A 12,277-nucleotide genomic window follows, 5' to 3' on the forward strand; every position below is an offset into this window, starting at 1 on the left:
CCGGCAGGACCGGATCGGTCGACAGCACCGCGGGGCTGGACGGCATCGTCGAATTCTGATGTCGTGGCGCGCCCTCAACCGCTTGTGTCGCATGACCTCCTTCAAGACCATTCGTGCCCGCGCCGAGAAACGCAAGGGCGGGCCCAAGGCGCTGGAAAAGCTGATGCCGGCAAAGCCCGACCTGAAGCGGCTGGCCAAGCTCGGCGACGACCGCATCCTCGCCGAGATGACCAAGCGTGTGTTCTGCGCCGGCTTTGCCTGGAGCGTGATCGATTCGAAATGGGACGGCTTCGAAGAGGCCTTCCTGCATTTCCAGCCGCCCAAGCTCAGCTTCCAGCCGGAAGACTATTGGGAAGGCCTTTTGCGCGACGCGCGTATCGTGCGCAACGGTGCCAAGATCATGTCGGTGCGTGACAATGCCGGCTTCGTGCAGGAGATCGCGAAGGAGCATGGCAGCTTCGGCAAGTTTCTGGCGAAATGGCCTTCGTCCGACCAGATCGGCCTGCTCGATCTCCTGACCAAGCGCGGCAGTCGTCTCGGCGGCAATACCGGCCAGATGCTGCTGCGCTTCGTCGGTTGGGATGGCTTTGTCACGTCAAAGGACGTCGTCGCGTCCTTGCGCGATGCAGGCCTCGATATTGCAGAAGAGGTCAAGTCGAAGGGCGATCTCGCCAAGGTGCAGGCGCAGTTCAACGCCTGGGCCGAGGAGACTGGTCTATCCTACACCTATCTGTCACGCATCTGCGCGCTGTCGGTGGGTGAAAGCCGAAGTGAGTAGGCACGCCGCCGATTAGGGTCAGCCCACGGACAGATCGTGTGCATCCTGTGGCGATCTCGTGCCGCGAGCGCGGCGGATGCAACACGCGATCACAAAATACATTTCACCGGAACATTTGTGCGCAGCACCTGTTCGAAGTCGAGCCAGGCGGACAAAGGCGCAGGGAACACCTGCTCCCGCCCGGGCCAATGAAACCGGACACAGAACGGAGCAGCTCATGAAGCTCACAACCGAACAGGTGAAGCAGACCGTCAACCAACTCGGCGCTCAGGTGCTGCCCGACGAACATCCCGCCATGCCGCAGCTCAACAGCATGTTCGGCGAACACACCTTCTTCGTCGACGAAATGGGCCTCAAGGTCCTCGAGCCCACGCCATCGCTCGGCGCCGATCGCCAGAGCGGTGAAGTCGTCAGCCTCGCCGATTGGGGCGATTCCGATCTGACGCGTCTGATGGCGCACGAGCCCGAGCCGACAGGCGTGATCGTGGTGTTCGAGCACGTCAGGCATTGAGCGGCCGAGCGTGGCGACCTTCATCGGTGGCGGGGTCTAAAAATCCCGCCACCGTCGGTCTCGCACAACGCGAGGATCGACAGCCTCGCTCAAATGCCCAATGTCAGCTGCGGCTCCGGCTCGCCGCCGGCCTGGAGAGCAGACAACGATACGCCGAGGAGCCTGACGCGCTTTGGCAGCGGCATCTCGGCTTCGAGCAGGCCGCAGGCCAGCCGCTCCAGCTCATTCCGTCCCGCAACCGCCGCTGCGACGGATCTGCTGCGCGTGATGATCTCGAAGTCGGCAAATTTGATCTTCAAGGTGACGGTCCGGCCCCGGTTGCCGGTTGCCTCGCAATGGCGCCAGACCTTGTCGACGAGAGGTTTGAGCTCGGCCGACAGCGCGCCGTATTCGATGAGATCGGTTGAGAACGTGTTCTCCGCGCCGATCGACTTGCGAATTCGGTCGGCCCGGACCGGCCGCTCGTCGACGCCGCGCGAGATCCAATAGTAATAGGCGCCCGACTTGCCGAAATTCGCATTCATGAACTCCAGCGATTGATTGCGGATATCCAGACCAGTGAACATGCCGAGCGCGTTCATCTTCGCACTCGTCGCCGGGCCTATCCCGTGGAACTTGCCGACAGGCAGCGTCTCGACGAAGGCGGGCCCCATTTCCGGCGAAATCACGAACTGACCGTTGGGCTTGCGATGATCGGAGGCGAGCTTGGCCAGAAACTTGTTGTAGGAGATGCCCGCCGACGCGTTGAGGCCCGTCTCGGCCTTGATCTTCTCGCGGATCCGCAGCGCGATGTCCCGCGCCAGCGGGATGCCTTGCAGGTTTTCGGTGACGTCCAGATACGCTTCGTCGAGCGACAACGGCTCGATGACGGGCGTGTGCTCGGCAAAGATCTCGCGGATCTGTCTGGAGATCGCCTTGTAGACCTCGAAGCGAGGCCTGACGAAGATCAGATCGGGACATTGCCGCTTCGCTGTCACCGACGGCATGGCGGAGCGAACGCCGAATTTGCGGGCCTCATAGCTGGCGGCCGCGACGACGCCGCGCTCCGCGGAGCCCCCAACCGCAACCGGCTTTCCGCGCAGTTCCGGATTGTCGCGTTGTTCTACCGACGCATAGAAGGCATCCATGTCGATATGGATGATCTTGCGCACCGGGGAAGCCTCGCCGGCGACCGTGTCGGAATCGCTCATGGAACGATGATACAATTGCGCGATGAGAAGCGCGAGGTGACGGATGCTGCAGCTGTTGGTCTTCGTGGTAGGCGTGGTTGGCATCGGCTGGCTGATCGGCGCGACCAATCTGCCGGGTGAATGGTATGCTGGCCTTGCCAAGCCCGGCTTCGTACCGCCGAACTGGGCGTTCCCGGTGGCCTGGACCATCCTCTACATCATGATCGCGGTGGCGGGCTGGCGGACCTTTCGCCGTGAACCCAGGGGCAGAGCGATGCTGGTCTGGGCCGCGCAAATGGCGCTCAATTTCGCCTGGTCGCCGGTCATGTTCACGATGCACCAGATCGGCGCCGCGCTCGTCATCCTCATTGGTCTGTTCGTCGCGATCGTGACTTACATCAGTCTGGAGACATCACGTGACCGACTGGCCGCAGCGTTGTTCGTGCCTTACGCAGCCTGGGTCGCGTTTGCCGGCGTGCTCAATGCGGCGATCTGGCGCTTGAATTGAGGTGTTTGGTCACGGCCGTTCAAACAGCAGTCTCATGCTTGTGAGTGGCAGGCATGGGCATGCGGTCCCATATCAGCGTGGGGAGGACAGCCCATGCAATACAGCTCCGAGCTCATTCAGACGATGCGTCAAGCGCTTGAGACCGTGATGGCGAGCGTCCCGGCGGACCAGTCCGTGTTCGGCCTGAAGGCGGCAGTCGCCGAATGCATCCTGAAGGCGGCCGCACACGGCCACACGTCGTATGACTCCCTGGTGACGGTCGCGTCCGATCAGATCCAGGCGATTGTCTCGATGTTGACGTGAGTGACTCGCTTGTTCTGGCGAGCAACTTTCCGATCAAGGTCTCACTGAACAGCCTGTCGGGCTGGCGGTGTGCCGTCGGGCTCGCAAGCCGTGGCCTAGATGAGAAACCGCGATAGCTCTTCGAACTCCCTCGGTGTGAGGCGGCCCGTATTCGCGAGATCCTTGATCCGCTGCACGAATTGTGAGGAGATCGCGATTCGCTCCTCCTGTCCCAACGTTTTGAGCCATTCTGCCTCGTCGCCCTGGTAAAGCGGCATGTCCATGATGGGTGGCGTCTTGGCGAGGACATCATGGCTGCCGGCCGGTCGCGCTTCAAGGTCGTCCAGCCGTCGCCATGCCTCGACCCGGCGTCCGACCCGAATGCGGAAGTCTTCGCGCATCCTCGCCTTGAGCTCGTCCGCTGTATAGGTGCGCCAGCCCAGCGAGTGCATGATCTCTCTCATCCGCTCTGTATGCGCTATTCTCTCGGAATCGGTCAGCGTGACCGGGTAATCACCAAATTTGTAATCGAGATAGTCCTCTCCCTTGTTGCGCAGGCACGCAATCATGTGATGGAGGCTATCGAACGTGCCGGCCTCGCGCGTGCCAGTACGTATCCAATCGAGGTGCATGAGCATGCTGTGGGCAACGGCCGCAAACTTGTCGTTTGCCAGCGCATCGACGAATGGAGGATGTGTCGCGAGCTCGCGTTCGAGGAGGTCAGAAGAGTCGGCCGGAGGCGCGTCATATATCAAGTCTTGAGAGACGGCGTCGATGAAGACGACGTCGTCGGCGCGAATGTCGACATCCCCGATAATCCATAGCTTGTGACCTCGCCCTTCACGCCGCCACCAACCCATGGTGCGGTTTTGGACGTTGCCCCGCGTGCCATCCGGCTGTAGCGCGGCCCGCGCATGGTTCGGGTGGAGAGTTGCCCCTAAGCGCATCCAGTAAACGACCGCATTGCCATGTCGCGTGCGGCACCGGGGCCGGCTCGGGTCGATCACAACAGGCGCTTTCGCTTCGGGCGAATAGGGGACCCAAGGCGCGTACTTCCGGTCGTGTAGGGGACCGCCGACCCATCGGTAAACGAATTTCGAATACCAGAGGCGATCAAGCTTCACCCGTAGTTTACGTCCGGGATATCTTATGACGTAGCGAAGTTGCTCAAGGGGTGTCAGTTTGAGTTGCAGAAAGCGCGGATAAGGATATCTGCGGCTCATGTCGCTTCCACGGTCTAACGCCGAGGCGCCGGTATCAATGCAGATGCACTTTAGGCGCGCCAAGTAGTTGCTTGCTTGACAGCCCACATGGCGGCGACCAAATCGTCGACTGGCGCACCCGACACGATTCGAACGTGTGACCTTTGCCTTCGGAGGGCAACGCTCTATCCAGCTGAGCTACGGGTGCTAGTGGGAGTTCATTTAGCCGATTGGCGAGGGGTGGGCAACCGCTTCCCGCCTATCGGGCGCGAGCTGATTTGCGCTGGAAAGGCGCCGGAACCCCTGCGGCCTGCCGGCCGAGGGCGGCGAACTCGGCCAGCACCCTTTCGGCGCAGATGACGCGGTTGCGGCCGAGGCGTTTGGCCACATAGAGCGCCTCGTCGGCAGCACCCAGCAGCCGGTCGGGGCCGCCATCGGCCCCACCGGGAATGTGGCTGGCGACGCCGACGCTGAGGGTGACATGGTCGCCGGCACCCGTGGCGCCGTGGGCGATCGCTAAGGCCATCACGGCGCTGCGGATCTCCTCGGCGATGACGCAGGCACTATCGCAATCCATGTCCGGCAGGATCAGCGCGAACTCCTCGCCGCCGTAGCGGCTGGCGAGATCGAGCGGACGCACGGCATGCCGGCTGACGACGGAGGCGACCGCGCGCAGGCATTCGTCGCCGGTCTGGTGGCCGTGGTGGTCGTTGAACAGCTTGAAATGATCGACGTCGACGAACAGCAGCGCCAACGGCTTCTGGGTACGGTGGGCGCGGGCCCATTCGCTCATCAGCATCTGGTCGAACGAACGGCGGTTCGACAGGCCGGTCAGGCCGTCCTTGGTGGCGAGCTCCTTCAGCGCCATCTCGGCGCGCTTCTGGTCGGTGAGGTCGCGCAGCGTCTCCACCACGGCGATCAGATGGCCGGCCTCGTCATGGATCGGGCCGGCGTCGATGGCGAGATAGAGCTGGCTGCCGAGCTTCGGCATCGTGCACCAGTTCTCCGCGGAAAAGCCGAGCCCGTTATGGCCGCGCGCCGCATATTCCGAATAGAACTCCGGCAGCTGCTCCGGCCGGTCGAGCGCGACGAGGTCGGCAAGGCAGGGGCGCCTGGTTTCGTAGAAGGCCTGCCAGTGCTTGCTGGTGCCGATCACCTCCGAGGCGGCGAGACCGGTCAACCGCTCGCAGGCCCTGTTCCAGATCACGACGCGGCGCTTCGGGTCGATCACGAAGGTCGGCACCACCAGGTGCTGCATCAGCCGCACGGCATAGGAATCCGCGACGTCGACGGTCTTGGCCGGCGTCTTGCCTGACGTCTTTCCCGGCGACGTGCTTGACGACTTCACTGGCTTCGCCATCAGGCCACCGCCGCCACCGGCACGGCACTGCCGGAGCCGAACAATTTCCGCACCTCGCTGGCCGGCTTCGGCGGGCTGAACAGATAGCCCTGCATCTGCGTGCAGCCGAGTGCGCGCAGCAGCTCGCGCTGCGCCTCGGTCTCGACCCCTTCGGCGACCGTGGTCATGCTGCTGGCGGCCGCAATGTTCACCACCGCCTGCACGATCACGGGTGCGCCGCTCTCCTCCGCGATGTCGGCGACGAAGCAGCGGTCGATCTTGATCTTGTCGAACGGGAAGCGCTTGAGATAGCTGAGCGAGGAGTAGCCGGTGCCGAAATCGTCGAGTGCGATGCGCACGCCGATCGAGCGGAGCTGATGCAGGATCGAAAGCGCAGCCTCGTCGTCGCGGATCAGCACGGCCTCGGTGATCTCGAGCTCGAGCCGGCGCGGGTCAAGCCCGGAGGCGGCGAGTGCGCCCGCGATCCGCAGCGCCAGCGTGTCGCATTTGAGCTGGACCGGCGACACGTTGACCGCGACGCGCACATGCGCCGGCCAGGTCGCGGCCTCGTTGCAAGCCATCCGCAGCACCCAGTCGCCGAGCTCGTTGATCAGGCCGGTATCCTCGGCGACCGGAATGAACTCCGCCGGCGACACCATGCCACGCTCCGGATGCCGCCAGCGCAGCAGCGCCTCGCAGCCCGAGACCTCGTTGGTACGCAGGTCGACCAGCGGCTGATAGTGAATCTCGAAGCCGCCGTTCACCAGGGCCTGCCGCAGGTCCTGCTCCATGCTCAGGCGCGCCTTGGCGCTCGCATCCATCTCCGGCTCGAAGAAACGGTGGCTGCGACGCCCTTGCGCCTTCGCGCCGTACATCGCGAGATCGGCGTTCTTGACGAGCTGGTCGAGATCGGTGCCGTCCTGCGGCGCCAGGGCAATCCCGATGCTTGCGTCGGTGGAGAGCTGATGGCCGAGACAATGAAAGGGCTGCCGGATGGCCTGATAGATGCGGGTTACGAACGACAGCACATCGGCAGGGGACTGGATTGCGGTCTGGATCACGGCGAACTCGTCGCCGCCCAGCCGCGCGATCAGGTCGTCCTGCTTGAGGCAGCCGCGGAGACGGCCGGCAATCGCCTTCAACAGCTCGTCGCCGACGTGGTGGCCAAGCGAATCGTTGATGCCCTTGAATTCGTCGACGTCGATGTAGAGCAGCGCGAACTGTCCGCCGTCGGCGGCCTTCGCCAGCTCGCGTTCGATCTGCTCGCGGAACAGCGTGCGGTTCGGCAGGTCGGTCAGCGCATCATAATGCGCCATGTGCGCGATCTTCTCGTCGGCGCGCCGCCTCTCGGTGACGTCCTCGACGACGTTGATGATGTAGCGTGGCTCACCGGACTTGTCGCGGATGCCGATCCTCCGGGAGGTGATGTAGCGGCGTCCGATGGCCGGGGTGTTCCAGATGTGCTCGTCCAGGAACAGCCCGTCCGGCGACTGCAGCAGCCGGTCGTCGTCCCGGGTGATGATCTCGGCGTCCTCTGCCGGATAAAGGTCGAACACCGTCCTGCCGACGATCGTCTCATGGGTCTCGTCGAGCTGCTCCTCGGCGACCTGGTTGGCCAGGAGGTAGCGCCGCGTCTGGGCGTCCTTCACGGTGATCCGCGAGGGGATATGGTCGATGATCTCGCGCAGGAAGGTGTAGTTGCGGTCCCGCTCCTGCTCGAGGTTGCGGCGTTCGGTGATGTCCTCGATCGTGGCGACCCATCCACCCTGCGCGAGCGGGGTATTGATGACCTGGAAGGCGCGGCCGTCGGCCAATAGATGCGTTCTCGTGGAGACCGTGCCCTCGCCAACGATCCTCATGACCTCGGCGCAGAGTTCCTCGACATTGCCGTCGAACGCGCCACGTTCCTTGCGATGGTACATCGCCTCACGGATGTGGCAGCCGGGCTTGATGACGTCGTGGGAGAGACCGAACATCTCGGCATAGCGGCGGTTGCAGGTGACGATGTAGCCGCTCGCGTCATACAGGATCAGCCCCTGGGTCATGTTGTTGAGGGCGGTGTCGAGCCGCAGCCGCTCCGCTTCCAGCCGTTCCTGCGCTTCGCGGTTCTGCCGGTTGATCTGGCGAATGATCAGATAGAGGATCAGCGCGATGACGCCGGCCGAGAAGCCCGCCGTCGCGACCGTGAAGCCGGTCTGCTGCCGCCAGTCCGCAAGCGCTGCCGCCATGGTGTTGGTGGCGACGATGACCAGCGGGAAATGCGTCAGTGACGCAGCAGAGCCGAGCCGCTCCTCGCCATCGAGCGGGCTCCTGACGCGAAGCGTGTGCTGACCGCCCTCGCTCAGCACCTTATGCATCAGCGGCGCATCCTTGTAGCTCCGTCCGATCAGCTCTTCGCGATGCGGATAGCGCGCCAGCATCTTGCCCTCGCGATCGAATAGCGAGATGGCGGTGCCCTCGGCGAGCGCGACGGATGCGAAATAGTGCTGATAGCTGTCCGGATCGATCCGGCGCACCATCGCGCCGAGGAAGGTGCCGTCCGCGCCGTTCAACCGGCGTGCGACGACGGTGGTCCATTTGTTGATGATGAAGCTGCGGACGGATTCGAGCAGCACCGATTCGGACTGCGGATCCGTCTTGAACGTCTGAAAGTATGCCCGGGATGAAATGTTGATCTTGGGCAGCGGCTGGGCCCGCGACCAGTTGATCAACTCGCCGTCGGCATCGTAGATCGCGATATCGCCGAGATAGGACACCGAGCTGATCTTGCTGCGCAGCATCTGGTTCGTCGCCGATCCCGACATGCGCTCGCGGAACGTCGTTGGCGAGGTGATCTCCGCCAGGTTCATCTGCCCGATCAGATCGGCGGCGACGACATCGGAATCCTCAAATTGCTGGTCGAAGTGGCGCGCGATCAGCTTAACCGTGTTTTCCAGCTCGCGCTCGCGATTGACCAGGGTGCGCTCGCGAAATTCGCCGACGGCCACGGCCGTCACGGCGAAGATGCCCGCGACCAGCAACACGCCGCACAGGGTCAACCACAGGACAGGACCACGCCGCGCCAAGACCTCCCAGCCGTTCCTCGCGGCTAGAGACATTCCGGCTGCCATCGTGGAAAAGACCTGGCGCATTCCCCCCTCCCTGGAGGAACACGAATACACCGCACAAATGGCCTAAACCTTAGGAAAGCCAGTTACCTAAGCATTAATCCGGTTGCGCAACCGCGTCCGCATGTAGCCGGGCGGGAATCGCGTCACGGTTGTGCGGCGTGCGTAGCGACTGCTGCGCTGCATCGTTAACCGCGGCTTAATGCGAGCTGCCGCCGCTCTTGTCGCCGGCGGGATTGCGCAGCCGTCCGACCACGCCGGTCGGAAAGAAATAGACGCTGGCGATGAACAGCAACCCGAGCCACAGCAGCCAGCGGTCGGGATGCAACAGCCCCGGCAGCAGCGGCAGGCCGGCTTCCGATGCCGCCGTGGAGGCGACGCCCATCAGCGACTGCAAATAGTTCTGGGCGAGGATGAAGATGCTGGCGCCGATGATCGCGCCGTAGATCGTGCCCATGCCCCCGATCACGACCATCAGCAGGATGTCCAGCATGATCGAGAAGCTGAGCGAGGTATCGGGACCGGCATAGCGTAGCCACAGCGCGTTCAAGATGCCGGCGCCGGCGGCGACCAGCGCGGCGAGGCAATTGGCGTAGGTCAGGTGGAATACCGTGCGAAAGCCGAGCGCCTCGGCGCGAAAACGGTTCTCGCGGATGGCCTGCAGCACGCGCCCGAACGGCGAGTTCACGACGCGCAGCAAAGCGAGGATCATCAGGGCCGAGACGGCGAACACCAGGTAGAAGGTCAGGATGCGGCCGTTGACCTCGAAGCCGAACAGGTTTTTCGAGATCAGCACGGTGCCGGGGCGCAGCAGCTCCGGCAGCTGGAAGCTGCGCCCGTCCTCACCGCCGGTCAGCCAGGAGAGCTGCGAGGCCAGCACCTGGAAGGCAGAGGCGACCGCGAGCGTGATCATGGCGAAGAAGATCGCGGCCACGCGCAGAGAAAACAGCCCGATGGCGAGCGCGAGCAGGGCCGCGAGCGGCAGTCCGACGACGATGCCGGTTGCGACCGCCGCCCAATTGGGGCCCATCCCATACAGCGCGATCGCGATCGCGTAGCTGCCGATGCCGTAGAACATGGTGTGGGCGAACGACACCGAGCCGGTATAGCCGAGCAGGAGATCGTAGGAGGCGACCAGCGCCGCGAAGACGCAGATCTTGGCCGCGACGTTCAGGGCCTTGGCGCCCGGAAACAGGAACGGCGTCGCCGCCAGCGCCAGGATGATGAGGACGAGAACGAGCGTGAGGACGCGGCTGCGCGGCGGGTCGCCGGAGAGGATCATCATCGGCTGGTCACCGCATAGAGGCCGCGCGGGCGCCACATCAGAATGGCGACCATCAGCAGGATGTTGGAGACGAGGGCGAGTTTCGGCACCAGGAAGCCGCCGTAATTGGCGACCATGGCCACGAGGATCGCGCCGATGAAGCAGCCGCCGATCGACCCGAGCCCGCCGATGATGACGACAATGAAAATCAAGACGGTGAGGTCGTCGCTCATGGAGGCGTGGACCTGCTCGCGATAAAGCGCCCACATCACGCCGCCGAGGCCGGCCAGTGCCGATCCCGTCATGAACACGCCGAGGAACAGCCGGCGGATGCGATAGCCCAATGCCTCCACCATCTCGCGGTTCTCGACGCCGGCGCGGATCAAGAGGCCAAGCTTGCTGCGATTGAGCACGAGCTGGATCGCGATGAAGATGGCAAGCCCGATCAGCATCGCCAGCACACGGTACTTTGCAATTGCGACATCGCCGAGGATGAAGGAGCCACGCAGCGAGGTCGGCAGCGGCATCGGGATGATCTGCGGTCCCCACAGCGCATAGAGCGTCTGCTCGGCGACGATCAAGCCGCCGGTCGTCATCAGGATCTGCTTCAGATGCTGGCCGTAGACCGGCAGGATCAGCACGCGCTCGACGACCAGGCCGAGCGCGCCGGACACGGCCATCGACAGCAGCGCGGCCGGGGCGAGCACCGCGAGATTCATCCACAGCGAATCCGCCTGCATGGAGGCCGCGAACGGCGCCAGCACGAGCGTGGCGACATAGGCGCCGACGGCGATGAAGGCACCGTGGCCGAAATTAAGCACGTCCATCAGGCCGAACACCAGCGTCAGGCCCGAGGCCATGATGAAGATCATCATGCCCATGGCGAGGCTCGCGGCGGTCAGCGTCAGCCAGGAGCTGGTCGATCCAATCAACGGGATCATGAGCAGCGCGAGCGCGATCGGCAGCAGGATCGGCGCGATGTCGCGCTTCGGCTTCGGCAGGGGATCATTTGCGGCGAGTTCAGTCACTGATGTGCCTCCAGGCTCAGGCCGAGCAGCCGCTCCTGCAGCGGCACGTCGGCGGCGAGCGCCGCCATCTCGCCGCGATGAACGATGGTGCCGTTGTCCATCACCAGCACGTTGTCGCCGAGCTCGCGGGCGGCAAAGAAGTTCTGCTCGACCAGGAGGATGGTGGCGCCCTTGCGCTTGATCTCCCTCAGGCACTCGATCAGCGCCATCACGATGGCGGGTGCGAGGCCCTTGGTCGGCTCGTCGATCAGCAAGAGCTTGCGCGGCTCGATGATGGCGCGGGCGATCGACAGCATCTGCTTTTGCCCGCCCGAGAGGCTTCCCGCGCGCGACAGCCAGAACCGGCGCAGCGCCGGGAAGAAGCCAAAAATCCAGTCGAGCTGGGTGTCGTCGAGCGGACCGTCGCGCGCCGCCAGCACCAGGTTCTCTTTCACGGTGAGATCGGAGAACACCGCCATGCTCTCCGGCACGTAGCCGACGCCGAGCCTTGCGATGTCGGGCGTGGCGCGGCTTTCGATGCGATCGCCGGAGAGGCTGATCTCGCCGCTGGAAGCCTGCCACAGCCCCATGATGGTGCGCAGCGTCGTGGTCTTGCCGGCACCGTTACGGCCGAGCAGCATCGTGACCTGCCCCTGCGGGACCGCGAGGTCGATGCCCTGGAGGATGTGATAGCGGCCGATATGGGTGTGCACGCCGGAGAGCTTGAGCAGGTCGGTCATGCGACGCCCTCTGCGGTCTTGGGGGCGACGCCGAGATAGGCTTCCTGCACGATCGGCGAGGCGATCACCTCGGCAGGTGGCCCGTCCGCGACAAGTTGCCCGTTATGCAGGACGATGATGCGGTCGGCGAGCGAGCGCACCACGTCCATCTTGTGCTCGACCAGAAGGATGATCTTGCCCCTGTCCTGCTTGAGCTGCGCGATCAGGTTGAGGACCACAGGCACCTCGTCGATGCTCATGCCGGCAGTCGGCTCGTCGAACATGAAAACCTTCGGCTCCAGCGCGATCATCAGCGCGACCTCGAGCTTGCGCTGATCGCCATGCGACAGCGCGGTCGCAGCGCCGCCGCGGCGGCTGCCGAGCGCGACCT

Annotated in this window: 11 protein-coding genes, 1 tRNA gene and 1 pseudogene; 4 read left to right on the top strand and 9 right to left on the bottom strand. The window is 64.1% G+C overall.

Annotated features, from left to right (window positions below; genetic code table 11):
• Positions 1–91: 91 nt before the first annotated feature.
• Positions 92–778, top strand: a complete 687-nt coding sequence (locus tag MOV74_RS07850; protein ID WP_246919837.1) for a DNA-3-methyladenine glycosylase I — start codon at positions 92–94, stop codon at positions 776–778.
• 217 nt (positions 779–995) lie between these two features.
• Positions 996–1,289, top strand: a complete 294-nt coding sequence (locus MOV74_RS07855; RefSeq protein WP_246919819.1) for a hypothetical protein — start codon at positions 996–998, stop codon at positions 1,287–1,289.
• Between the two features lie 89 nt (positions 1,290–1,378).
• Here the strand turns inward: MOV74_RS07855 and dinB are convergent, their stop codons facing one another.
• Positions 1,379–2,479, bottom strand: coding sequence for a DNA polymerase IV (gene dinB, locus MOV74_RS07860; RefSeq protein WP_246919821.1), 1,101 nt, complete (start codon positions 2,477–2,479; stop codon positions 1,379–1,381).
• A 43-nt stretch (positions 2,480–2,522) separates the two neighbouring features.
• Here dinB and MOV74_RS07865 point away from each other — a divergent pair, with 43 nt between their 5' ends.
• Entirely contained in the window at positions 2,523–2,966 is a 444-nt protein-coding gene (locus tag MOV74_RS07865; protein ID WP_246919822.1) for a TspO/MBR family protein, read from the top strand.
• 93 nt (positions 2,967–3,059) lie between these two features.
• Complete coding sequence (locus MOV74_RS07870; protein ID WP_246919823.1) at positions 3,060–3,269, top strand: hypothetical protein; 210 nt, start codon at positions 3,060–3,062, stop codon at positions 3,267–3,269.
• Between the two features lie 95 nt (positions 3,270–3,364).
• Here the strand turns inward: MOV74_RS07870 and MOV74_RS07875 are convergent, their stop codons facing one another.
• The 8 genes and pseudogenes from MOV74_RS07875 to MOV74_RS07910 form a co-directional block, all read right to left on the bottom strand.
• Complete coding sequence (locus MOV74_RS07875) at positions 3,365–4,471, bottom strand: hypothetical protein (RefSeq protein WP_246919824.1); 1,107 nt, start codon at positions 4,469–4,471, stop codon at positions 3,365–3,367.
• Between the two features lie 110 nt (positions 4,472–4,581).
• Positions 4,582–4,658 (bottom strand) — tRNA-Arg (locus MOV74_RS07880).
• Positions 4,659–4,709: 51 nt separating this feature from the next.
• Entirely contained in the window at positions 4,710–5,708 is a 999-nt protein-coding gene (locus MOV74_RS07885) for a diguanylate cyclase (RefSeq protein WP_404979129.1), read from the bottom strand.
• 101 nt (positions 5,709–5,809) lie between these two features.
• Positions 5,810–8,920: an EAL domain-containing protein gene (locus MOV74_RS07890; RefSeq protein ID WP_246919826.1), complete on the bottom strand. Its 3,111-nt coding sequence runs from the start codon at positions 8,918–8,920 to the stop codon at positions 5,810–5,812.
• Between the two features lie 175 nt (positions 8,921–9,095).
• Positions 9,096–10,181: a branched-chain amino acid ABC transporter permease gene (locus tag MOV74_RS07895; protein ID WP_246919828.1), complete on the bottom strand. Its 1,086-nt coding sequence runs from the start codon at positions 10,179–10,181 to the stop codon at positions 9,096–9,098.
• Positions 10,178–11,188, bottom strand: a complete 1,011-nt coding sequence (locus MOV74_RS07900; protein ID WP_246919830.1) for a branched-chain amino acid ABC transporter permease — start codon at positions 11,186–11,188, stop codon at positions 10,178–10,180. The genes MOV74_RS07895 and MOV74_RS07900 overlap by 4 nt, the downstream gene beginning before the upstream one ends.
• Positions 11,185–11,907: an ABC transporter ATP-binding protein gene (locus MOV74_RS07905; protein ID WP_246919833.1), complete on the bottom strand. Its 723-nt coding sequence runs from the start codon at positions 11,905–11,907 to the stop codon at positions 11,185–11,187. The genes MOV74_RS07900 and MOV74_RS07905 overlap by 4 nt, the downstream gene beginning before the upstream one ends.
• Positions 11,904–12,277: pseudogene (locus tag MOV74_RS07910) on the bottom strand (ABC transporter ATP-binding protein); the annotation flags it as partial. The pseudogene MOV74_RS07910 and the gene MOV74_RS07905, both read right to left, overlap by 4 nt.

The sequence above is a fragment of the Bradyrhizobium sp. SHOUNA76 genome, from assembly GCF_023006445.1.
GTDB lineage: Bacteria > Pseudomonadota > Alphaproteobacteria > Rhizobiales > Xanthobacteraceae > Bradyrhizobium.